20 protein-coding genes are annotated in these 21,615 nt (G+C 64.1%); 8 read left to right on the top strand and 12 right to left on the bottom strand.

The window, feature by feature from the left end:
• Nucleotides 1-6 precede the first annotated feature (6 nt).
• From UB31_RS22030 to UB31_RS22040, 3 genes are all read left to right on the top strand, one after another.
• Nucleotides 7-1,032, top strand: coding sequence for an aldo/keto reductase (locus UB31_RS22030; RefSeq protein ID WP_045012373.1), 1,026 nt, complete (start codon nucleotides 7-9; stop codon nucleotides 1,030-1,032).
• 177 nt (nucleotides 1,033-1,209) lie between these two features.
• Complete coding sequence (locus UB31_RS22035) at nucleotides 1,210-2,631, top strand: MFS transporter (protein WP_045012374.1); 1,422 nt, start codon at nucleotides 1,210-1,212, stop codon at nucleotides 2,629-2,631.
• Between the two features lie 127 nt (nucleotides 2,632-2,758).
• Nucleotides 2,759-3,208 (top strand): PEGA domain-containing protein, encoded by a 450-nt coding sequence (locus UB31_RS22040; RefSeq protein ID WP_045012399.1) that lies wholly within the window; start codon nucleotides 2,759-2,761, stop codon nucleotides 3,206-3,208.
• Nucleotides 3,209-3,288: 80 nt separating this feature from the next.
• Here the strand turns inward: UB31_RS22040 and clpA are convergent, their stop codons facing one another.
• On the bottom strand, nucleotides 3,289-5,694 hold the full coding sequence (gene clpA / locus UB31_RS22045) for an ATP-dependent Clp protease ATP-binding subunit ClpA (protein ID WP_045008073.1): 2,406 nt from the start codon (nucleotides 5,692-5,694) through the stop codon (nucleotides 3,289-3,291).
• Between the two features lie 360 nt (nucleotides 5,695-6,054).
• On the bottom strand, nucleotides 6,055-6,387 hold the full coding sequence (clpS, locus tag UB31_RS22055; protein WP_014494655.1) for an ATP-dependent Clp protease adapter ClpS: 333 nt from the start codon (nucleotides 6,385-6,387) through the stop codon (nucleotides 6,055-6,057).
• 485 nt (nucleotides 6,388-6,872) lie between these two features.
• Between clpS and UB31_RS22060 the strand changes: the two genes are divergently transcribed.
• Entirely contained in the window at nucleotides 6,873-8,756 is a 1,884-nt protein-coding gene (locus UB31_RS22060; RefSeq protein ID WP_045012400.1) for a TadE/TadG family type IV pilus assembly protein, read from the top strand.
• A 76-nt stretch (nucleotides 8,757-8,832) separates the two neighbouring features.
• Here UB31_RS22060 and UB31_RS22065 read toward each other — a convergent pair whose 3' ends face one another.
• Nucleotides 8,833-9,171, bottom strand: a complete 339-nt coding sequence (locus UB31_RS22065; RefSeq protein WP_045012376.1) for a phasin family protein — start codon at nucleotides 9,169-9,171, stop codon at nucleotides 8,833-8,835.
• 387 nt (nucleotides 9,172-9,558) lie between these two features.
• On the opposite strand from UB31_RS22065, the gene UB31_RS22070 reads away from it, so the two are divergent.
• The gene (locus UB31_RS22070) at nucleotides 9,559-11,379 is read left to right on the top strand and encodes a D-alanyl-D-alanine carboxypeptidase (RefSeq protein WP_045012377.1); all 1,821 of its coding nucleotides are present in this window, start codon (nucleotides 9,559-9,561) and stop codon (nucleotides 11,377-11,379) included.
• Nucleotides 11,380-11,605: 226 nt separating this feature from the next.
• Here the strand turns inward: UB31_RS22070 and UB31_RS22075 are convergent, their stop codons facing one another.
• Nucleotides 11,606-12,331 carry a DnaJ domain-containing protein gene (locus tag UB31_RS22075; RefSeq protein WP_045012378.1) on the bottom strand — a complete coding sequence of 242 codons (726 nt, stop codon included), beginning with the start codon at nucleotides 12,329-12,331 and terminating at the stop codon, nucleotides 11,606-11,608.
• A gap of 127 nt (nucleotides 12,332-12,458) precedes the next feature.
• Here UB31_RS22075 and UB31_RS22080 point away from each other — a divergent pair, with 127 nt between their 5' ends.
• On the top strand, nucleotides 12,459-12,893 hold the full coding sequence (locus UB31_RS22080) for a DUF302 domain-containing protein (protein WP_045008077.1): 435 nt from the start codon (nucleotides 12,459-12,461) through the stop codon (nucleotides 12,891-12,893).
• A 4-nt stretch (nucleotides 12,894-12,897) separates the two neighbouring features.
• Here the strand turns inward: UB31_RS22080 and UB31_RS22085 are convergent, their stop codons facing one another.
• From UB31_RS22085 to UB31_RS22095, 3 genes are all read right to left on the bottom strand, one after another.
• Nucleotides 12,898-13,650 carry a vWA domain-containing protein gene (locus UB31_RS22085; RefSeq protein WP_045012379.1) on the bottom strand — a complete coding sequence of 251 codons (753 nt, stop codon included), beginning with the start codon at nucleotides 13,648-13,650 and terminating at the stop codon, nucleotides 12,898-12,900.
• 127 nt (nucleotides 13,651-13,777) lie between these two features.
• A complete protein-coding gene (locus tag UB31_RS22090; RefSeq protein ID WP_045008079.1) occupies nucleotides 13,778-14,638 on the bottom strand; it encodes an alpha/beta fold hydrolase in 861 nt (286 codons plus the stop codon).
• Between the two features lie 348 nt (nucleotides 14,639-14,986).
• A complete protein-coding gene (locus UB31_RS22095) occupies nucleotides 14,987-15,910 on the bottom strand; it encodes a division plane positioning ATPase MipZ (protein ID WP_045008080.1) in 924 nt (307 codons plus the stop codon).
• Between the two features lie 273 nt (nucleotides 15,911-16,183).
• On the opposite strand from UB31_RS22095, the gene panC reads away from it, so the two are divergent.
• Entirely contained in the window at nucleotides 16,184-17,035 is an 852-nt protein-coding gene (gene panC / locus UB31_RS22100) for a pantoate--beta-alanine ligase (protein WP_045012380.1), read from the top strand.
• Here panC and UB31_RS22105 read toward each other — a convergent pair.
• The 5 genes from UB31_RS22105 to UB31_RS22125 all read right to left on the bottom strand — a co-directional run bounded on the left by UB31_RS22105 (nucleotide 17,032) and on the right by UB31_RS22125 (nucleotide 20,216).
• On the bottom strand, nucleotides 17,032-17,472 hold the full coding sequence (locus UB31_RS22105; RefSeq protein WP_045012381.1) for a DUF1489 family protein: 441 nt from the start codon (nucleotides 17,470-17,472) through the stop codon (nucleotides 17,032-17,034). The two genes, panC and UB31_RS22105, sit on opposite strands and share 4 nt — an antisense overlap.
• Nucleotides 17,473-17,514: 42 nt before the next feature.
• Nucleotides 17,515-18,507: a hypothetical protein gene (locus tag UB31_RS22110; protein WP_045012382.1), complete on the bottom strand. Its 993-nt coding sequence runs from the start codon at nucleotides 18,505-18,507 to the stop codon at nucleotides 17,515-17,517.
• 157 nt (nucleotides 18,508-18,664) lie between these two features.
• Nucleotides 18,665-18,868 (bottom strand): hypothetical protein, encoded by a 204-nt coding sequence (locus UB31_RS22115; RefSeq protein ID WP_156163418.1) that lies wholly within the window; start codon nucleotides 18,866-18,868, stop codon nucleotides 18,665-18,667.
• A 187-nt stretch (nucleotides 18,869-19,055) separates the two neighbouring features.
• Nucleotides 19,056-19,424, bottom strand: a complete 369-nt coding sequence (locus UB31_RS22120; protein ID WP_045008085.1) for a YidB family protein — start codon at nucleotides 19,422-19,424, stop codon at nucleotides 19,056-19,058.
• Nucleotides 19,425-19,553: 129 nt separating this feature from the next.
• Nucleotides 19,554-20,216 carry a glutathione S-transferase family protein gene (locus UB31_RS22125; RefSeq protein WP_045012383.1) on the bottom strand — a complete coding sequence of 221 codons (663 nt, stop codon included), beginning with the start codon at nucleotides 20,214-20,216 and terminating at the stop codon, nucleotides 19,554-19,556.
• 121 nt (nucleotides 20,217-20,337) lie between these two features.
• Here UB31_RS22125 and UB31_RS22130 point away from each other — a divergent pair, with 121 nt between their 5' ends.
• Nucleotides 20,338-21,045, top strand: a complete 708-nt coding sequence (locus tag UB31_RS22130; RefSeq protein WP_045008087.1) for a DUF599 domain-containing protein — start codon at nucleotides 20,338-20,340, stop codon at nucleotides 21,043-21,045.
• Nucleotides 21,046-21,615 lie beyond the last annotated feature (570 nt).

Raw genomic sequence — 21,615 nt, forward strand, 5'->3', positions numbered from 1 at the left:
ATATCGATGGAATACCGACGCCTGGGCCGGTCTGGCCTCATGGTCCCTGCTCTGAGCCTTGGAACCGGCACGTTCGGCGGCGTCGGCCGCCTTGCTGCATGGGGGACGACTGACGCGACCGAAGCGCGGCGCCTTTTGGACATCTGCCTCGAGGCCGGTGTGTCGATGTTCGACACCGCCGACGTCTATTCACTCGGCGAATCCGAGCGCGTTCTCGGGCAGGCCATCAAGGGCCGCCGCGACAAGGTGCTGGTCTCGACCAAGGCAACGTTCCGCTTCGGCGACGGGCCCAACGACGTCGGCTCGTCACGGCAACATCTGCTCGCGGCCATCGATGGCGCGCTGAGCCGCCTCGGCACCGACTACATCGATCTGTTCCAGCTCCATGGCTTCGACGCATTCACCCCGCCTGAAGAGGTGCTTGCGACCCTCGATGGGCTCGTGCGCGCCGGCAAGATCCGCTACGTCGGCGTTTCGAACTTTTCAGGCTGGCACCTGATGAAGGCGCTCGGTGTTGCCGACAAGCACGGCTTTCCGCGCTACGTCGCCAATCAGACTTACTATTCATTGATCGGCCGCGACTACGAATGGGAGCTGATGCCGCTTGGCCTCGACCAGGGGCTCGGCGCCGTCGTCTGGTCGCCACTCGGATGGGGCCGCTTGACCGGAAAGATTCGCCGCGGCCAGCCGAAGCCGGAGGTGAGCCGCCTGCCCAAGACCGCCGATTTCGGGCCGCCCGTGCCGGACGAGCACGTTTATCGCGTTGTGGATGCGATCGACGAGGTCGCCAAGGAGACGGGCAAGAGCGTCTCACAAATCGCGTTGAACTGGCTATTGCAGCGTCCGACGGTCTCGACGCTGATCGTCGGCGCGCGCAACGAGACCCAGCTGCGCGAGAATCTCGGCGCGGTCGGCTGGTCGCTGACCAAGGACCAGATCGCAAAGCTCGACGCGGCGAGCAAGGTCACGCTGCCCTATCCCTACTGGCATCAACGGGGAACGTTCTCCGATCGCAATCCGCCGCCGGTGTAGACCTCTTCGGAAAGTCGACATCGCGCTGGTGAGGCCGCGAGAGCCTCCTGACCCATGCTTGTAGCGCCGGGGCCCCCTCCCGACACAGGAACCGTCGGTGTCCTGCCGGGTTGCGATGCATCTCGCAATTTCCTAATCCGGAGATCAATCACGGCTCGAATCAAGCAAGCCTCCACCATGTCGTCTGTCCCGATCGAACATGCCGACGGCCTGCCACAGCCCCAGCGCAACCAGGCGGTCCTGACCATTGCGCTCGGCATCATCATGGCCGTCGTCGACAGCGCGATTGCCAATGTGGCGCTGCCGACGATCGCGGCCGACCTCGACGCGAGCCCGGCCTTCTCGATCTGGATCGTCAACGGTTATCAGCTCGCGATCACGATCTCGCTGCTGCCGCTGGCCTCGCTCGGCGAGATCGTCGGCTATCGCCGTGTGTACCTGGTCGGGCTGGTGCTGTTCACGCTCGCATCCGCGTTCTGTGCGCTGGCGCATACGCTGCCGCTGCTGACGATCGCGCGCATCCTGCAAGGGTTCGGCGCGGCCGGCATCATGAGCGTCAACTCGGCGCTGGTCCGCTTCACCTATCCGCGCAGCCTGCTCGGCCGCGGCATCGGGCTCAACGCGCTCGTCGTCGCCTTCTCCGCCGCAATCGGCCCGACGATCGCGGCCGGCATCCTTGCGGTCGGAAGCTGGCCCTGGCTGTTCGCCATCAACGTTCCGCTCGGCGTGGTGACGCTGGCGCTCGGCTGGCGCAGCCTGCCGCACACGACGCCCGCGAGCCATTCCTTCGACTGGCAGAGCGCGGGTCTCTCCGCGATCACCTTCGGTGTCGGCATCGCCGCGATCGACAGTGTCGGTCACGGCGAGGCACCGATCACCTGGCTCGTCCAGTTCGCCATCGCCATCATCGCCGGCGGATTGCTGATCTACCGCGAAACGCACATGGCATCGCCGCTACTGCCGGTCGACCTGTTGCGCATTCCGGTGTTCGGGCTGTCGATTGCGACCTCGATCGCCTCGTTCTGCGGACAGATGCTGGCCTTCGTTGCGATCCCCTTCTATCTCCAGAGCCGGTTTGGCTATTCGGCCGTGCATATGGGCCTCTTGATCACACCATGGCCGATTGCGGTGGCCTTCGCAGCGCCCCTCGCCGGCCGACTGGTCGAGCATTATCCGGCCGGCCTGCTCGGCGGCATCGGGCTTACGCTGTTCGCCTGTGGTCTCGGCGCGCTCGCCTACCTGCCCGCAACTCCGACACCGCTCGACATCATCTGGCGGATGGCGCTGGCCGGCGCCGGCTTCGGCCTGTTCCAGACACCGAACAACCGCACCATGATCGCCGCCGCGCCGCGCGAGCGCTCGGGTGGCGCCAGCGGCATGCTCGGCACGGCGCGGCTGCTCGGCCAGACCACGGGCGCAGCGCTGGTAGCGCTGTTCCTCGGCCGCTATCCGATCGATGGCACCCGAATCGCGCTCCTCACCGGCGTTGGATTTGCGCTCTGCGGCGCGATACTGAGCATGCTGCGGCTGTCGCCTGCGGGCGCGCGCGGCGCCGAACATGTCCGCGTGCAGGACGACCAGCGCCTGCGGGGCGAGTAGCGCGAGCCCACGCAAAGGTCACTGCCTCTCCCTCCATGCAACCCGTGCACGGCTTAACTATCTGACGCACGAACCATTGCACTCGCGCTCCGGTTGCGCTTCATTGGCATCGGGCAAGGGGCATTTCATGCGTTCAATTGGAATTGTGGCGCTCAGCGTCATGCTGGGCGGCTGCGCGTCTGTCACGCGCGGCACGACCGAGAATATCAGCATTGCATCGACACCGTCTGGCGTTGAAGCCGTTGTCAGCGGAATGGAGGTTCCGACCACCTGCACGACGCCTTGCTCCGTGGTCATCAAGCGGAACGCCGACATCTCCATCACCTTCCAGAAGGAAGGCTATGACCCGCAGATCATACCGCTGAGCCGGGACATCCCGACCTCCGGGGCCGCCGGCTTTGCAGGCAATCTTTTGCTAGGCGGTGTCATCGGCATGGGGGTCGATGCGGCAACGGGTGCGGCAACCGATCACAAGCCGAATCCGGTCATCGTGACGATGCAACCGTCCGTCCCGCAGGCAGCACCGCGCACTCCGAAGAAGCCGCGTCCGCCACGCGCACCCGAGGCGGGTACGTAAGGCCGCTGTGCGGTCCGACATCGGCGTCAACAAAAAGGCCGGCTCTTCAGCCGGCCTTTTCGATTCATGATGCGCCTGGATCAGGCCTTGACCAGCGGGCCCTTCGAGGTCGGCCCCTTCGAGCCGCCCGGGCCACCCGGCTTGGGCTTGCCCGGCGGGCGCTTGCGGGCGGGCAGCTTTTCCTGCTTCGGCGTGACCGGGCCCTCGACGAATTCGAAGCCGATCTTCTCCTTGGTCTCGTCGGCCTCGTCCTTAACCAGGACGACGCGGACATGGCCACCACCCTTGAGCTTGCCGAACAGCACCTCGTCGGCCAGCGGCTTCTTGATATGCTCCTGGATCACGCGGGCCATCGGCCGCGCCCCCATCTGCTCATCATAGCCGTGCTGGACCAGCCAGACCTTGGCAGGCTCGGACAGTTCGATGGTGACGTCACGGTCGCCGAGCTGCGCCTCGAGCTGAAGCACGAACTTCTCCACCACCGTACCGATCACCTCGACGCTGAGATGGCTGAACGAGACGATGGCATCGAGGCGGTTGCGGAATTCCGGCGCGAACTGCCGGTTGATCGCCTCGTGGTCGTCGCCTTCCCGCTTGGAGCGGGTGAAGCCGAACGCCTGCTTGGCGAGATCCGAAGCACCTGCATTCGTGGTCATGATCAGGATCACGTTGCGGAAATTAACCTGCTTGCCGTTGTGGTCGGTGAGCCGGCCGTGATCCATGATCTGGAGCAGCACGTTGTAGAGGTCGGGATGCGCCTTCTCGATTTCGTCGAGCAGCACCACGCAATGCGGATGCTGGTCGACGCCGTCGGTCAGCAGACCGCCCTGATCGAAGCCGACATAGCCGGGAGGCGCGCCGATCAGGCGCGACACGGTGTGCCGCTCCATGTATTCGGACATGTCGAAGCGCAACAGCTCGACGCCGAGCGACGCTGCGAGTTGTTTTGCGACTTCGGTCTTGCCGACGCCGGTCGGACCGGAGAACAGGTAGCAGCCGATCGGCTTCTCCGGCTCGCGCAGGCCCGCGCGGGCGAGCTTGATTGAGGCTGCCAACGACTCGATCGCCTTGTCCTGACCGAACACCGTGCGCTTCAGGGTCTGCTCGAGATGCTTGAGCACCTCGGCATCGTCCTTCGACACGCTCTTCGGTGGGATCCGCGCCATCGAGGCGATCGTGGTTTCGATCTCCTTGATGCCGATGGTCTTCTTGCGCTTGTTCTCGGCGACCAGCATCTGCGCCGCACCGGACTCGTCGATCACGTCGATCGCCTTGTCGGGCAGCTTGCGGTCGTGGATATAGCGCGAGGAGAGCTGGACGGCGGCCTCGATCGCCTCGTTGGTATATTTCAGCCGGTGGTAGTCCTCGAAGTACGGCTTGAGACCCTTCAGGATCGCGATCGCGTCCTCGACCGTCGGCTCGTTGATGTCGATCTTCTGGAAGCGCCGCACCAGCGCGCGGTCCTTCTCGAAGTGCTGGCGGTATTCCTTGTAGGTGGTCGAGCCCATGCAGCGGATGGTGCCCGAGGCGAGCGCCGGCTTGAGCAGGTTCGAGGCATCCATCGCCCCGCCCGACGTCGCACCCGCACCGATCACGGTGTGAATCTCGTCGATGAACAGGATGGCGTTGGGATGCGCTTCAAGCTCCTTCAGCACCTGCTTGAGGCGCTCCTCGAAGTCACCGCGATAGCGCGTGCCGGCGAGCAGCGTGCCCATGTCGAGCGAGAACACGGTCGCAGCCGCCAGAACCTCCGGCACCTCGCTGTCGACGATGCGCTTGGCGAGGCCCTCTGCGATCGCGGTCTTGCCGACACCGGCCTCGCCCACGAACAGCGGATTGTTCTTCTGCCGGCGGCACAGCACCTGGATCGCGCGGTTGATCTCGGAATTGCGTCCGATCACCGGATCGATCTTGCCGTCACGCGCCTTCTTGTTGAGGTTGACGCAATAGGTCTCGAGCGCCTCGCCCTTCTTCTTGGCGTCCTCGCTGCCCTTGGCTTCGGTCTCCTCGTCGACGCCGCGCACCGGCCGCGCCTCGGAGACGCCGGGCCGCTTGGCGATACCATGGCTGATGTAGTTGACCGCGTCGTAGCGCGTCATGTCCTGCTCTTGCAGGAAATACGCGGCATGACTTTCGCGCTCGGCAAAGATCGCGATCAGCACGTTGGCGCCGGTCACCTCTTCGCGACCGGACGATTGCACGTGGATCACTGCGCGCTGGATCACGCGCTGGAAACCGGCGGTCGGCTTGGCGTCGTCGGCGCCGTCCGTCACCAGATTCTCGAATTCGGTCTCAAGATAATTGACGAGGCTCGTGCGGAGCTTGTCGAGATCGACGCTACAGGCGCGCATGACGGCGGCTGCATCGGAATCGTCAATCAGAGAGAGCAGGAGATGCTCGAGCGTCGCGTATTGGTGATGACGCTCGTTTGCGATCGCCAGTGCACGATGCAGGGATTGTTCAAGGCTTTGAGAAAAAGTCGGCATTCGCGTCCTCTATGGCCCCCACCATCATGATCGCCATCGCCCGGTCAGGCAACAACAACCTTTGTCACATATAGTTATACAAAGCCGCGGCGAAAGACCGGTTCCGCGACTCAAGGGAGTACGCACCCCACGGTATTTTCGATGCAAAACCCGTTCCGATTTGGGCGGGATTGGCGCCGGTACAGATTTCCGTAGTTTTGCCGGGAAGCGACCGACATCGCGCAGACATCACGCGACGATCACACTGCGACATGCCCAAGAACTGCGACATGCCCAAGAACTGCGACATGCCCAAGAACTGCGACATGCCCAGGAACTGCGACATGCCAAGCGCCGGCTTCGAACGCGCCGTGAGGTGTCTTACTTCTTCTCCATCACGCATTGCAGCGGATGCTGGTGCTTGCGGGCGAAATCCATCACCTGCGTCACCTTGGTCTCGGCAATCTCGTAGGTGAACACGCCGCACTCCCCGATGCCGTGATGATGGACATGCAGCATGATCTTGGTCGCGGCCTCGATGTCCTTCTGGAAGAACTTCTCCAGCACATGGACGACGAATTCCATCGGCGTGTAGTCGTCGTTCAGGATCAGCACACGATAGAGGTTGGGCCGCTTGGTCTTCGGCTTGACCTTGGTGATCACGGACGTGTTCGGCCCCGTCGGGCCGCCGGAACGGTTCTCGTCGTTGCTCATCCGGGGAGCGTGGGCGGCGGCCGCCGCGGACAGGTCGAGTCTGGAAGTCAGTTGCAGCATGGCTCAGGCGTTCAAATTCCCCACGGAAGCGAATAACGGTCCACCGCGCCGCCCCGCACTTGGGAGCCTCGCACAGGCGCGCCGCCTTGTTGGATCGCCGCTTCCAACCGGTCCGGTCCAAGCCGGATCGATTGCAGGGAATATGGGCCCGCCCCCGGCTCGCCGCAAGCGTGCAAAGGTCCGGCCGATGCGGCCGCGGCGGCCCCGATTCCCGGTCCGGCGATCCTGGCGAAGGTTAATCAATCCGGACTGATTTGACAAAAATTTCCGTCCCGACCGTTTAGAACGTGTTGACCAAGAACCTGACACGGGCGGGACCGCGGCGGTTTAGCGCGGGATCCCTCCGGTTTTCTACGGTCCTGTTTACCCGCGGTTCAATGGGTATGGCGCTAAATCGGGCAAAACCACAGATGTCGGGGATCGTCATGTTTCGCCTGCCCGTTGTCAGCCTCATTGGACGTAAGCTCGCCCGTTTCGCGGGGGCCGAGCAAGGCAATATCGCGGTCATCTTTGCCATCACGCTGATCCCGATCTTGAGCTTCGTCGGCGCCGCCGTCGACTATACGCGGGCAGCCCGGGCACGCACAGCGATGCAGGCCGCTCTCGACTCCACCGCCCTGATGCTGTCCAAGGATCTGACGCAGGGTACGATCACGAGCTCCGACATCAGCTCGAAGGCACAGAGCTATTTCACGGGGCTCTATACGGATACGGAAGCGCAGGGCGTCTCCATCACCTCCAACTACACGACAGCGACGGCGAGCACAGCGGCGACCATCCTTCTGAGCGGCTCCGGCCACATCACGTCTGATTTCATGCAAATTGCAGGATTTCCGACACTCGGCTTCAATACCGCGTCGACGACGACCTGGGGCAACGTCAAGATGCGCGTGGCGCTGGCGCTCGACAACACGGGATCGATGGCGCAGGACGGTAAGATCACCGCGCTCAGAAATGCGGTGGCCGGCAGCGGCGGCCTCATCGAGCAGCTCAGCGCACTGAGCAAGACCAACGGCGACGTCTATATCTCGGTCATCCCCTTCGCCAAAGACGTCAATGTCGACGCCAGCAACTATGGCCAGAGCTGGATTGACTGGACGGATTGGCTCAATCCGCCCACCACGCAACCCGCCAATGGCAGCTATCAGGCGACGCTGCCGATGAACTGGCACGCCGTTGGACCCGGCGCGAAGTGCCCGTTCTCGAACAGCAGCGGTGGCTTCACCTGCAACGCCAGTCCAACAAGCAAGTCGAATGTTTCGACGATTCCTCCGACTGGCAACACCTACGCAGGCTATATTTGCCCAAGCGTGGATGCCAACTCCCACACTCTCTACAACGGCTGCTGGACCAGTGAGGCCGCCGGCACCGGCGTCTTCTGCTCGGGGTCCTCGTCGTGCGCCTGCCCCAAGGATTCCTCGAACAATGCCGTCTCTGGCTGCACCTGCACCGGCAGCAACGGCGGCAGATCATGCACCGGCAATCTCTATGTCCACAACTGGACGCAGCCCGGACCGAACGATCTGACGCACAATCTGAACCAGCCTCGGGTCAGCGCCGTCGTTGGCTTCACAAACAATAAATGGACCTCCACGAACACCACGCCAACGGTTGTGAACGCCTATAATCAGGCTTCGACGAATCCGATCAACACCTGGACGGGCTGCATCGCTGACCGCACCCAGCCGAACGACGCCACCGGTGTGCTGCCCGTGACGTCCGACGTCACGACGCTGTTCCCTGCCAACGAGTATTACGAGAACAGCGCGTCCTATTGCAGCAGCAGCGCCTCGACCCAGCTCGAGCCGATCATTCCCCTGAGCTACAACTGGAGCACGCTCAAGACAGCCGTCAATGCGATGCAGCCGACAGGCGGCACCAATCAGGGGGTCGGATTGGCCTGGGCCTGGCAGTCGCTGCTGGTTGGCGGCCCGCTGAATACACCAGCTGAGGACGCCAACACGACCTACAACAGGGTCATCATCCTGCTGTCGGACGGCCTCAATACCGAAGATCGCTGGCCCGAATACGGCAACGGCAGTTCGCAAGCGTCGGGCAATCCGATCGACGTCCGGCAGGCGCTGATGTGCAGCAACCTTAAGGCCGCCAAGGATTCCAAGGGCCAGACGATGTACACGATCTACACCATCCAGGTGAACACATCCTCGCCCGCGGATGCGACGTCCACGGTGCTGCAGAACTGTGCGAGCAGCTCCGACAAGTTCTTCATGCTGACGAGCTCGAGCCAGATCCTCACGACGTTCAATACGATCGGTACCGCGCTGAGCAAGCTGCGCGTGGCACGCTGACGGATCAATCGCCCCCGAACAAAAAAAGCCCGGCTGAACCAGCCGGGCTTTTTGATTCCAGGACTTCCGGAAGAAATTAGTTGGCGGCCGGGGTGAACTTCGAGACGACGGTCTCGACCGGCTTGAACGCCTGCTTGGCGAGATCGCTGTAGAGGCCGGCGATCTTCTGCGATTCCGCGACGAAGCTCTCGTAGGCGGAGCGGGCGAAATCGGTCTGCGCTTCCAGCGCCTTGTCCAGCGACTTCACGCCGGAAAGCTTCTCGACAAAGGACTTGGTGTCTTCGAACGACTTCTTGGTGTAGTCGCCGTATGCGCTGGCGATCGCCTGGAGGCCGTGCTGCACCGAGGTCGCGGAAGCAACGTAGGTCTCGAAGTGCTCTTTCCCGTAATTCTGAAAGTCTTCAACCTTGAACATTTTGGAATCCTTTTCCCTGGCTTTGGTCCGGAAGCCCGGCTCCCTGACTCTGCCCACAATTAGTGCAGCGCACAAAAAAGTCAAGAATCTTGTGCGACGCACAAAAATAGATGCAAGTTACGGAGATTCCCGGGCTTTCCCGCAATGGTTCCTTAAGCTTTTGGAAACCCCGGGCCCCTACCCTGATTCCCTGGACGTATTCACCTTCCGCAGGCGGTCAAAAGCCGTTTGAGAACATCACCTTAGCCAGAACAGCGGCTCAGGCCCAACGTCCCCCGCAGCGAGCAACGGCGGAGGGACAGCCTGAGCAGGTAATGATCCCGGGTCCGCAGGGCACAATTTCGCCTCACGAGCCGGTGATCAAGTCACAAACGGGGACGGGGTTTCATGCTTCGTAACAACTGGTCTTCCTCGCGCTTGGCGCGGGTTGGCGTTTTTGGGCTTCTGACGGTCACGACAGCCGTCATCTTCACGACCGAGGCCGCCGATGCGCGGCGCTATCGGCGGCATTATGCGCACCACCGGGTGCAGCGTGATGTCTCCGAGAGCTACAGCCCGCAATTCGCGTCGATTATCGTCGACGGCAATTCCGGCTCGGTGCTCCAGTCGACCAGCCCCGACGGGCTCCGCCATCCCGCCTCGCTCACCAAGATCATGACGCTCTATCTGCTGTTCGAGCGCCTCGAGTCCGGCAAGATGAAGCTCGACACCGAGATGCCGGTGTCGCAGCACGCCGCCGACCAGGATCCGACCAAGCTGAACCTGCGTGCCGGCCAGACCATTCGCGTCGAGGACGCGATCAAGGGCCTCGTCACCCGCTCGGCCAACGACGCCGCCGTTGTGATCGCGGAAGCGATCGGCGGCGACGAGGACGATTTCGCGCAGATGATGACGCGCAAGGCGCGCGCGCTCGGCATGTCCAAGACGGTCTACCGCAACGCCAACGGCCTTCCCAACGACGAGCAGGTCACGACCGCGCGCGACCAGGCCACGCTCGGCCGCGCCATCCAGGAGCGCTTCCCGCGCTACTATCGCTATTTCTCGACCTCCACGTTCAATTGGCGCGGACAGTCGATCCGGAACCACAATCATCTGCTCGGCAGCGTCGAGGGCGTGGACGGCATCAAGACCGGCTACACCCGCGCCTCCGGCTTCAACCTCGTGACGTCGATGCGCCGCGGCAACCGCCACCTGATCGGCGTGGTGCTCGGCGGCCGCAGCGGCGGCTCGCGCGACGCCATCATGCGCAATCTGCTCGCGGAGAATCTCGAGAAGGCCGCGACCACTCATACGGTCGTGGCGGTCACCGAGCGTAACGGCACTGATGCCAGCACCGATGTCGCTGATGCCTCCGATACTCCGGCCCGCCCCGCTCCGCAGGTCCAGGCTGCAGCCGCCCCTGCGCCCGAGGCACCCGCGCCGCGTCCCGCCTCGCGCCTGTCGGCGCTTGCGGCTGCGACTGCCGCGATGCCGCCCCCCCTGCCCAAGCCTGAAGCCAAGCCCACTGAGTCCAAGATCGAGCCCGCGCCGCTCACCAATGGCGTGATCTCGAGCCAGCCGCTCTCCCTCATTCCGGGTTCGTCCGAGCCGATGAAGCCGGTCCGGGTCAAAACGGTTCAGGTCAAGGCGGGCACCGTGAAAGTCGCGTCCGCCGCCCCGACGCAAGTCGCACCGCAGGTCACCAACACGATTACGCCCCGCAACGAGGTCGCGGAGACCTCCGGCGCTCTCGTCGCCAAGGCCGACACCATCAACAGCAAGCCAGAGCCCGCCAGGGCCGAGGTCGCCCGTACCGAGCTGCCGCAGCAGCCGGCGGGCTTCGGCACCGGCAACGGCATTCTCGGCGTGCTGCCGTCAGCAACCGCTGCCGCGCCCGCTCCGATGGCTGCGAAGCTCGCCTCCGCCGATCCGTCGCCGCAGCCAATCCAGATGAGCGCCACCACCAGGCCGGTCGTCACCCACAGCGGCTGGATCGTCCAGGTCGGCGCGCTGGAGAGCGAGAATGAAGCCCAGCAGCGCATCGACGCCGCGCGCAGCTCGGCCCGCGGCCTGCTCAGCAAGGCCGACCCGTTCACCGAACCGGTCGTCGCCAAGGACAATCGCAAACTCTACCGCGCCCGCTTCGCCGGGCTCGAGCGGGACCAAGCCGAAGCCGTCTGCCGCGCCCTGAAGCGCGCCGACATCTCCTGCATCACCGTCCGCAACTGATCTTCTCCACCGTTTCCGAACAAAATGCCCGCGCCCAGCCGCGGGCATTTTTGTTTTGGGAGGCGCGGTGACGCAAAGTCAGTTCCGCGACAACCTCTCGTCAACAATTTACGGTTAAATTTCTGCTCAAGGGATTGACCACGCCGACAATGGCGGGCATCGGGGCGACGGCAAACAGAGCATGCGGAGCTCACGCGGTACGGGCGTTTGTAGCGTGGTGCCGGAGTTAGCCGTTATGCGTACGAAGCAGAGTATCCTTGGCCTCGTTTACACGGGCAGCGAGATACGTCGAGCCCCCCTGATCGGGATGCAGTTTCTTCATCAGGGACTTGTGAGCCCGGCCGATGTCGTCACGCCCCGCCCCCGGCTGCAAGCCAAGGATCTGATAGGCCTCCTCCGCCGTCATTTTGCCGCTCGCCACCGTGCGGCGCTGCCCCCCTGCCGCGTTGCCTTGCGCGTTCTGACGCCAAGCGGGAAACCGGCGGTCCAGATAGCTTTCAAGTAAGGCCACGCTCTCGGCGTCAAACGCCGGGACCATCGCCAGCAGGCCAGCCAGATCGAACTCGTCGAGACCGCGGCCGGCGTGGGGTCCGGCAACGAGCTGGCCTGTGAGTTGGCCAGAATCGTGGTCGAGCCGCATGTCCAGGAACTGCGAGCGCACGCGCGAGGTCTTGCCGGACGGGCGCGTTGCGCCGCCTCCGAATAGGCCGCCGACACCGCCGAAGCCCGCATTCGCCAGCGGCGTCCAGCCAAGCAGGCCGGCGCCGAATATCCCGAGCGGGATCGCCACCGCCAGCTCGCCCCTCAAGCCGGTGAAGGCTGCAACCGCGAGCGCCACCACGCCGCCGCCGACCTTGATGGTGCGCGCCAGCACCGCCGGATTGGCTGCGCGGAACATCTGGAGCAGCAGATATAGGGTGATAATTGCGACAACGCCGGCGATCAGAGTCATGGCGTGAATATAGTCGCCCCATTGTCAAAAAGCATGGCGTCCTTTCGCGCGTTCGCAATTGGCAGATGACACGAGACGATTGTTCGCCCGATAGTCCGGCGCGCTACGACCGGAACGGAGTTGCGACATGGGCGCGGATGGACTGGTGACGCTTGCAAGCCCGTACGGGTCTCGGGAAACCATGGACCGGCTCGAGGCCGAGCTGACAACGAAGGGCCTGCGCATCTTCGCCCGGATCGACCACGCCGCGGGCGCGGCGGAGGCTGGCCTTTCACTGCGGCCGACGGAGGTCCTGATCTTCGGCAACGCCAAGGCCGGGACGCCTCTGATGCAGTCAGTCCAGTCCATCGGCATCGACCTGCCGCTCAAGGCCCTGGTCTGGCAGGATGCTGCCGGCGCCACCTGGTTATCGTACAATGATCCGGCATGGCTTGCGGCGCGCCACGGCGTACCGGCCGACATGGCCGTGCTTGGCAATATGTCGGCGCTGCTTGCGGCCGTGACGAAGGCGGCGACGGCGCCTCCGTCCGCGTCGCCTCCATCGCAGGCCGCGCCCGCTTAAGCCGCTACTTCATCTGTCCGATCAGCTTCGCCGCGCCGCTCGTCGCCTTTGACAATTTCAACGCCTCGCGGCCGCCGGCGGCGTAGGCCGCGGCCGCGCGCAAGAGGTCGCGCAACTGCGCCGCCGCGCCGGGATCGAACCGGCACCAGGCGCCACCGGTCAGGCGTGCGATCTCGCGAAACGCCTGCTCGGCCACGGCATCGTCGCCTTCCTGAAACAGGAACACCGGCACCTTGAGCATGCCGAGCTCGCCGGCCTTGGCGCAGAGCTCGTCGACCTTTTCTTCCATCGCATCGCCGACGAAGACCACGGCGCGCACGCCGGATGCAACCGCTTCGCGCCGCGCCTCGGTCAGCACCTTGCCGATCTGGGTGTCGCCACCGCGGCAATCGATCTTGCTCATCAGCGTCGCAAGCCTGCCGCTGTCGGAGATCCACCCGCTGGCACGGCATTCATCGTAGCCGCGATAGTAGACGAGCCGGATGTCGAGGCTGCCGAGCACCGCGGCCTCGCGAAACATGTCCGCCTGAAGCGCGCAGGCCATATCCCAGGTCGGCTGCCGGCTCATGGTCGCGTCCAGCGCAAAGATCAGCCGCCCCTTCGCGCCGGGCGCATGGGGCGATAACGCACGCGCCTTGGCAACGAAGGCGGCGACGTCCTCCGAGGTCGAGGTTTTTGCCTGCGGCAGCGCGCCGTCGCTGTCGGCCTTCGCCGACACGGCATCACTATTGCGCGGTTTGACTGGTTCGTTGGACATCGGGGATCGCACTTGGTCTCAAGCAACCAATGTGGATAGCGCGCCCTGCCCGGTCAATGTGCAAAGCCTCCGCAGGCGGATACCGGCGGAGGCTTTTGAAACTTGTTTTCGGCTATGGCGGGGGCGTTTAGCTCTTGGCGGGCGCCATCAGGGCAACCGGACCGGGCTCAAGTATCTTTGGCGGGGACGACGTGGTGTCGACCGGCGCTATCGAGCTGTCAGTGTCGCTCAGGAATTTATCGAGCATGCCCTGGATCGAGTTCTTGGCCTGATCCGGACCGGTATCGCGCATGTCGTTATGCTGGAAGTCCGTCTTCACGACCTGGATGCCGGCCTTCTCGCACTCCTCGTCGGTCGGGATCACGCCCGGATCGGTCTTGAACTGCGGATCCTTGGAGCGGAACGACAGGATCTTGAACTTGCCGGCGGTCACGAAAGGCACGCGGAGATTATCCAGCGTCACGACCTTCTTGACCTCGTCCGGATATTGCTTGGCGAAGTACATGGTGATGTCGCCGCCCATGGAATGGCCGACCATCGTCACCCGCTCGTAATCGGCGTTAGGCTGAACCTTCTTCATCTCCTGCATGGCGAGATGGATGTTGGCGACGCCGCGCAGGATCTGCGGCAGCCGGCCGACATAAAGCTCGCCGGGCTTGGTCACCATCGGAGGATCGGTCGGCAAATCATGCTGCGGGCTGACCACGAGATAGCCGCGCGCTGCAAACACATTGGCGAGGAAGCCGTACTCGGTATTCTTGACGGTGTTGCCGTGATTGATCACTGCGACCGGCATCGTGATCATGCCGGCATTGGCCTGCATTTCCTTGTCGCGGCGGATCGCGATATCGACAGGCACGGGACGATTGTCACGCGACGGATCGTAGAAGGTGATGGTCTCATGCCTGATCGCCCACTTGCTCGCCGTGAAATAGGCGACGCCGCAGAGGGCACTGACACAAACCAGAACGGCAATTCCACGCTTCATTTTCGTCCTCAGCCTCAGGCTTGTCTCACCTGAAGTCCCTGTCGAAACCGTGTTTGTTCGGGGAGCTCTTTGGCTCCCTCGCGCCTATTCCCTAATATACGTCACAGCCGCGTGACAGAAAGGCCAAATATTGTGAACTAGCAGCCCTTTCATTGTGCGACGCACACGTTTCTTGGGCACCCCGTCCTCATACCGCTACGTCAAGGTGCAGGTCACCATCCGACGCAACTCGTCTCGATCGGGTTCAATTTCGCGGTAAACGCAGGATGAAAACGGCTTTGCGCGCGCTCGGTTCCGGCGGGAACCGACAACGCTGATCACCCAGAAGTAGCGGCGTACCGCCAGCGCCTAGGCCCCGAGGATGTCGTGGACCTCAAGCGGCTTGTCGACCTGGCTGAACCACTCGGCCCGGTTGGCCGCACGGCGGCGGCCACGCTCGTCGAGCGGCAGCTTGAGCTGGCGCAGCAGGCTCGTCACCTCCTCCCGCGCGGTCAGATGGCCGAGATTGGGTCGCATGCCGAGCGTCGCCTCGTCGATCTCGTCGAGCGCGGTCAGGCCGCGCGGGAAGAACTCGCGATAGACGACGCGCTCGGCAAAGCCGTCGACATAGCGGAAGCCGAGCCGCAGCGACAAATCCTTCAAGCCGTCGGCGACGAGCTGCTTGTTGCGGGAGCCGAGCATCGACAGGCGATTGCGCACCACGATCCAGTCGGTGCTCGAGCCGTCGAGCTGGCGGCGCTTGCGGCGGGTGTCGCGCACCATCTCGGCGTAATGGCTTTCCCCCGTCACCGCGTAATTGGCGGGATCGACGGTGCCGAGCACGTCGAAATCGAGGAAGCTGTCGTTGATCGGCGTGACCAGCGTGTCGGCCATCGAATGCGCGAGCCGCATCAAATAGCTGTCGGTGCCGGGCGTATCGATGACGATGAAGTCGAAACTGCTCTCGACCGCCGAGACCGCCTCCATGAACTGCTGGAACTCGGAATTCTCGTTCTCGGCGATCTGCATGGTCTCGCCGAGCTTGATGCAGCGATGCACCGGCAGCTCGAGGTCGAGCTTGGTGCGGCGCGCCCAGGCGGAACGGTTGTTGATGTAATGGGTGAAGCTCTGCTGGCGGCAGTCGAGGTCGATGGTGGCGACGCGCTGGCCGGCCTTCAGGAGCGCAACCGCGATGTGCAGGGCGGTCGTCGATTTGCCGGAGCCGCCCTTCTCATTGCCGAGCACAACGACATGCGCCGAGCCGGATTGGCTTTGGCTAGCCTGCACAAGCATGGCGATCCTCAACACCCCTAAACAATATCTTCGAGTTGGCCGCGTCTGCGGTCAAGTGAAATGCGTGACAGGATGACGAAATCACTGTGCGTCGTTCTTCATCATGAATTGTGTCGCCATGTCGCGTCTGTGATTCAGCCCACAATGGCGCGACATCCTCGCTGCGGGGGATGCTGTGCCGCATGTCGATGCATGGCGTCCACGACCGCCGCTTGTTAAGGTTAGCCGGCTGCGGGACAAGCCGCGCCCACCCCCAACCATCACTGAGTCCCGATGTCACCAAGCCCCTTGATCGCCCGCACGGTGCCCGTCCTGCGGCGCGCCGTCGACAATCTCCGCAAGCGAAAAGCCACGGTCGCGCTGGTGCCGACCATGGGGGCACTCCATGACGGCCATGTGTCGCTGGTGCGCCTGGCCAAGCGGCGCGCGAGCCGTGTCGTCGTCTCGATCTTCGTGAACCCGACTCAGTTCGCGCCGACCGAGGATTTCGGCGCCTATCCGCGCACCTGGAAGGCCGATATCGCCAAGCTCGCCGCCGAAGACGTCGACATCGTCTGGCACCCCGGCGTCGAGGCGATGTATCCGGAGGGCTTTGCGACCCGCATCGTGCCGGAGGGACCGGCGCTGGCCGGCCTCGAGGATCGCTTCCGGCCGTACTTCTTCGGCGGCGTCGCCACCGTGGTCGGCAAGCTGTTCACGCAATGCCGGCCGGATGTCGCGATCTTCGGCGAGAAGGACTTTCAGCAGTTGCGGGTGGTGGCGCAGATGGCGCGCGACCTCGACCTCGGCGTCAAGGTGATCGGTTCCCGCACCGTGCGCGAGCGCGACGGGCTCGCGATGTCCTCGCGCAACGTCTATCTCTCGCCGGAGGAGCGGCAGACCGCAACGACGCTCTACCGCGCCATGAAGGACAGCGCCAGGCGGATCCAGGCCGGCGAATCGATCGCGCCCGCGATGGCGCGCAGCGCCGAGATGATCAAGGCGGCCGGCTTTGCGCTCGACTATTTCGAGGTCCGCCACGCCGAGACGCTCGCGCCGGTCACATCACGCAAGGACGGCCCCTTGCGGATCCTGGTCGCGGCCAAGCTCGGCACGACGCGGCTGATCGACAATATCGCGGTCTAGAGCAATCCGAGATTGCGCAGCTCGCGCCGCATCGGCTCCGGCATCGCCGCGATGGTGCTCGCGGCAGACTTGCCGAGGTCGGCCGGCACGGAATCGTCGGCGAGATAGCGCCAGCCCTGGAACGGGCGCATGGGCCGCGGCGACACCGCGATCACCTTCGGCTGCATCACGATTCGGCAGCGGCCGATGCCGTCCTTGTCGCGGAACGGCTCGATGCCGATGATCTTTTCGCGGGCGGCGACCTCGCCCTTGATGACCCAATAGAGCGAACCGCCCGAGAGGATCTCGGCGTCGCGCTTGGGTACCATGCGGGTGATGTGGATGTGGTGTTGCGGCAGGCCCTTTTTCTTGGCCGTCTGCATCCGTTCGGCGATCCACCCCTTCAATTCCTTGACGGAGTCGCAGCCGACGGCAAGCTTGATCAGATGAAGTGGCATGCCCCAGCATTAGCGGGCCGGCCGCGGGTTTTCAAAGCCGATCTACTCGTTATCCGCAGCCGCGGGAGCCGAGCCCGGCGGCGGCGCGAGCGGAACCGGCGCGGTTGCCGGCGCGCGCGCGGCCTTCGGAGCCGGCGGCTTCTTCGCAGCCGGAGCCGCAGGCGCGGCGGCCTGCGCCGATGTCGCGGCCGGCGCACGCGGCGATGGCGCAGCAGCAGCGTTTGCGGCCGGCGCCTGGCGCGTCGTCGCTGTAGACGGCTCGGGATTCATGATGCTCACCGGCGGCGTCGACGAGGCGCTCGGGAAATCGGCATTGGTCGGCTTGCCCGTCGGCATTGTGGTCGGCAGCCCGGCGAGCGCACCCGAGGGTGGCATTGCCGGCGCCGCTGCGGGCGCGTTCCAGGCCGGCGCGTAGCGCGCGACCAGCATGTCGTAGAGATGGGCATCCATATTGGCGGCGACCTGCTGCTGATCGGTCAGCGAACGGAAGACGGCGCAATCGAATTGCGTGCAGCCGTCGCGCGCGACCAGCACCTGCGCGACGAGGCCGTAGCGATCATGCTCCAGCGCCTTGCGCAGCACCTTCATGTCCGGCGTCAGGCTCTTCTCGGCGGTCGCAGCATCGCCGAGCGCGGTGAGCCGGTCGATCCGGGCCGCGGTGTAGGAGACGGCGGCAGCCGCAGCATCTGGCGAGCCGAACAGCGCCTTCTCGCAGCCGCCCAGCACGGCATCGCCAGCGAGATCGTCGAGGCAGGACAGCGCCGGCAGGTTCGCCGTCGCCACGGCCTGCGCACGGGCTTCGCCCGGCGCGGTCCGCCCCGCCGGTCCATAGATGCGCATCGTGGCGGCCACCGCGATGCCGATCGCGAGCAGCGTAATGACGGTCAGCGCACCGTTGGCGACCGATTTTTCGGCGCGCACGAGCGTGATCAGGAGAATCAGTCCGAAGAAGCCGGTAGCCGCCAGCGTCATCCACATCGGAAAGGCCGGCGAGCGCCAGATTTCATCGAGCGAAGTGGCCCATGCCCAGTTCATGCGCGACGTCCTCTCACGCGAGCAAAGAGCGAATGGTCAAAGCGAGCACCGTGAGTCGGCAACTGCCCCCGGTCCACCTTGTCGAGGTGAAGCGGGCCTTTTAACGGCGAGCAGAGCAAATTCGTCCGCAACGTCAACGCGTAATGCCGTCAGCGCTTCACGAGAGCGCGAGCTGGCTTTCCTTGGCGACCCGTTCGAAGGCCTCGGTCGAGCTCTTGATCCGGTATTGGCAGTCGTCGCCGTCCGTCGGCAGCAGACGGATGACCTCATACGAACCGCTGGCAGCCGGGCGCGCGACGTTGCTGGCAGTGAACAATACGTGCGTTCCAACGGGGAATTTGTGCTTCAACACCCTCTCCATCACTCAAACAACGCCTGCCCCGCACATGGTCCCACTGCGGCGGCCGGCTGGAAACCCGGCCGTTATATAGCATGCATGCGGCGTTTTTGGCCAGCCTCATGCGAGCATGGCAAACGAGCCAATTTGGAAGTGGTTTCAGGACGATAACGGAACCGCGGCCCGCCATTAATACCGCTGGAACCGGGTCTCAGGCGGTATGGGGCAGATGGCCCTCCGGGCTGGCCTGGTCCACGGCCTTGGGCAGTTCCTGAGCCAGAATCTGGCCCAATTGGTCGACCGGGATGTTGTAGCGGGCGGCGAGCTGACGGACGGTGTCATTGCCGAGCACGGCGCGGAGCTGGTCGGCCGAGATCGGCAGGTTCTGGCCGTTGCCAAGCCAGGATTTGACCTGGTCGCCCATGCCCGCCTGCTGGAGCTTTGCGACGATCGCGCTGAGGCCGCCCTGATTGTTGCTGCCGAGCACTTCGCTCAGCACGGCCGGCAGAACCGCAGCGCCAAGCTGGCCGAGCGCGCTGCGCAGTGCGGGGTTGTTTTCGAGCGAGTCCAGAATTCCCATAGCCGTGCCCTCTCGTTGTTCCACCACGATTGAGCGCCGCGAGACGGCATGCCGTCAAGCAGCGCTCAATCACATTTTAAGCGAGCATGATCTCGTCGGAAAACCGGTGCCCACTTTTCCGGATCATGCTCACACAGTCTCGAACTTTTCGATGACAAGCGTTTCGGCGAGCCCGTCGCGGGTCCATTCCTGGAACGCCGGCAGCGCCATCATCGTGTCCATATAGGCTTTGGCCTCGGGGGCCGCATCGATCGCAAAGGTGCGGAAGCGGTGCACGACCGGCGCATACATCGCATCCGCCGCGCCGAAGCGGCCGAACAGGAACGGCCCGCCGGCGCCATAGCGCGTCTGGCACTCGCGCCAAATCTCCTGCACGCGCGCGACGTTGGCCAGCGCATCCGCCGACAGCGCCACGGCGCGCACGGGACGATGCAGGTTCATGCCGCATTCGCTGCGCAGGGCTACGAAGCCGGAATGCATCTCCGCGCACACCGAACGGGCATGCGCGCGCGCCGCGACGTCGTCCGGCCACAGTTTCTTTTCCGGATAGCGCTCGGCGATGTATTCGATGATCGCGAGCGAATCCCACACCGTGATGTCGCCGTCGACCAGCACCGGTACCTTGCCGGCGCGGCTGAAATTCAGGATCTGTTGCTTGTCCGCGGGATTGTCGGTGTAGAGCGGAATCACGGTCTCGGCGAACGGAATGTCGTTGGCGCGCAGCGCGAGCCAGGGCCGCATCGACCATGACGAGTAGTTCTTGTTGCCGATCGCAAGCTTGAGCGCTGCCATGTCACTGGTCCTTTCCGAGTCTCCTGGATGCGGCTGCTTTTAGCGCCATCGCCTGCCACCAATCAATCGTTGCCGCGCCGAAGCATGCGTGGCAATCGTTGGCACCTGCGAGGAGAGAGACATGAGCAGGCATTGGGTCGACATCACCGCCGTCGGCTTTTTCATCATCGAATGGCTGGTCTACGGCATGACGCTGGAGCACTCGGCCTATGGCCGCGACAGCCTGTCGGCGCGGATGAACCGATATCGCGAGGTCTGGGTCCGCCGCCTGCTCGACCGCGAGGCGCGCATGGTCGACATGCAGATCATGGCCTCGCTCCAGAACGGTACCGCGTTCTTCGCCTCCACCAGCCTGTTCGCGCTCGGCGGCGCGCTGGCGCTGTTGCACGCCACCAACGACGCCATCACGATCCTGAGCAAGCTGCCGCTCGACCTCAGCACCTCGCCCGCAATGTGGGAGCTGAAATGCGTCGGCCTCGTGCTGATCTGCGTCTATGCCTTCTTCAAGTTCGCCTGGGCCTATCGCCTGTTCAACTATGTCGCGATCCTGTACGGCGGCATGCCGCCGGCTTCGCAGCGCGACACGCCACAGGCGGAAGCCCACGTCATCCGCACCACGCGCGTGTTCGAATCCGCCGGCCGCCATTTCAACCGCGGCCAGCGCGCCTTCTTCTTCGCACTCGGCTATCTCGGCTGGTTCGTCAGCCCCTGGGTGCTGTTCGTGACCACGGCAGCGGTGGTGATCGTGACCTGGCGCCGGCAATTCGCGTCGAGCGCGTGGGAGGCGATGGCACCGGACGATGGCGAGGTGCGGAAGCGCGGTCATTGATCTCCATATCGTCATTGCGACCGCAACAACGGAGAAAACAGCCCCGTCATCCTGAGGTGCGAGACTTGCGATGCGATCGCATTGCAAGCCGAGCCGCGAAGGATGAACGGCCCCGATGCAGCCGGGCCGTCGCCCTTCGAGGCTTGCTCAGCTGCGCGGTTGCGCCGCCGAGCGCGCACCTCAGGGTGACGGTTATGGAGTTTGGCTCGCCTCATCATCAGACACGCCTTCGCGTTCTCGCGGCTCAATTTGCCCGAGCTTTGCTTGATCTCTCCACCCTCTTATCCAAGAGGGCGCAGGGAAGGCCGGGTGCCGGCTGGCACCCACGGTCCGCTGTGCGCGGGTAGCGCAAAAGGAATTGCACAGCGGCATACAGGTGAAGCCGAACACACGGCCTTCCCTGCGCAGTGGGTTGACGGCTTATGCCGTGCTCTCCCGGGAGCCGAGTTCGTTCTGGCCTCCCTCACCTTCGCGAAAGTCGCCGACACCGCGCCGGTTGACGCGAATGCCGCCTCCGCGAAAGCTTGACCGTAGCAACGACGGCCAGGACCACACGGTTTTGCCGTACGC

The sequence above is a fragment of the Bradyrhizobium sp. LTSP849 genome, assembly GCF_000938255.1.
Lineage (GTDB): Bacteria > Pseudomonadota > Alphaproteobacteria > Rhizobiales > Xanthobacteraceae > Bradyrhizobium.

Excerpts from the sequence above, each read along its gene's own strand:
- UB31_RS22030 (WP_045012373.1), top strand. The coding sequence starts at position 7 with ATGGAATACCGACGCCTGGGCCGGTCTGGCCTCATGGTCCCTGCTCTG.
- UB31_RS22035 (WP_045012374.1), top strand. The coding sequence starts at position 1,210 with ATGTCGTCTGTCCCGATCGAACATGCCGACGGCCTGCCACAGCCCCAG.
- UB31_RS22040 (WP_045012399.1), top strand. The coding sequence starts at position 2,759 with ATGCGTTCAATTGGAATTGTGGCGCTCAGCGTCATGCTGGGCGGCTGC.
- clpA (WP_045008073.1), bottom strand. The coding sequence starts at position 5,694 with ATGCCGACTTTTTCTCAAAGCCTTGAACAATCCCTGCATCGTGCACTG.
- clpS (WP_014494655.1), bottom strand. The coding sequence starts at position 6,387 with ATGAGCAACGACGAGAACCGTTCCGGCGGCCCGACGGGGCCGAACACG.
- UB31_RS22060 (WP_045012400.1), top strand. The coding sequence starts at position 6,873 with ATGTTTCGCCTGCCCGTTGTCAGCCTCATTGGACGTAAGCTCGCCCGT.
- UB31_RS22065 (WP_045012376.1), bottom strand. The coding sequence starts at position 9,171 with ATGTTCAAGGTTGAAGACTTTCAGAATTACGGGAAAGAGCACTTCGAG.
- UB31_RS22070 (WP_045012377.1), top strand. The coding sequence starts at position 9,559 with ATGCTTCGTAACAACTGGTCTTCCTCGCGCTTGGCGCGGGTTGGCGTT.
- UB31_RS22075 (WP_045012378.1), bottom strand. The coding sequence starts at position 12,331 with ATGACTCTGATCGCCGGCGTTGTCGCAATTATCACCCTATATCTGCTG.
- UB31_RS22080 (WP_045008077.1), top strand. The coding sequence starts at position 12,459 with ATGGGCGCGGATGGACTGGTGACGCTTGCAAGCCCGTACGGGTCTCGG.
- UB31_RS22085 (WP_045012379.1), bottom strand. The coding sequence starts at position 13,650 with ATGTCCAACGAACCAGTCAAACCGCGCAATAGTGATGCCGTGTCGGCG.
- UB31_RS22090 (WP_045008079.1), bottom strand. The coding sequence starts at position 14,638 with ATGAAGCGTGGAATTGCCGTTCTGGTTTGTGTCAGTGCCCTCTGCGGC.
- UB31_RS22095 (WP_045008080.1), bottom strand. The coding sequence starts at position 15,910 with ATGCTTGTGCAGGCTAGCCAAAGCCAATCCGGCTCGGCGCATGTCGTT.
- panC (WP_045012380.1), top strand. The coding sequence starts at position 16,184 with ATGTCACCAAGCCCCTTGATCGCCCGCACGGTGCCCGTCCTGCGGCGC.
- UB31_RS22105 (WP_045012381.1), bottom strand. The coding sequence starts at position 17,472 with ATGCCACTTCATCTGATCAAGCTTGCCGTCGGCTGCGACTCCGTCAAG.
- UB31_RS22110 (WP_045012382.1), bottom strand. The coding sequence starts at position 18,507 with ATGAACTGGGCATGGGCCACTTCGCTCGATGAAATCTGGCGCTCGCCG.
- UB31_RS22115 (WP_156163418.1), bottom strand. The coding sequence starts at position 18,868 with ATGGAGAGGGTGTTGAAGCACAAATTCCCCGTTGGAACGCACGTATTG.
- UB31_RS22120 (WP_045008085.1), bottom strand. The coding sequence starts at position 19,424 with ATGGGAATTCTGGACTCGCTCGAAAACAACCCCGCACTGCGCAGCGCG.
- UB31_RS22125 (WP_045012383.1), bottom strand. The coding sequence starts at position 20,216 with ATGGCAGCGCTCAAGCTTGCGATCGGCAACAAGAACTACTCGTCATGG.
- UB31_RS22130 (WP_045008087.1), top strand. The coding sequence starts at position 20,338 with ATGAGCAGGCATTGGGTCGACATCACCGCCGTCGGCTTTTTCATCATC.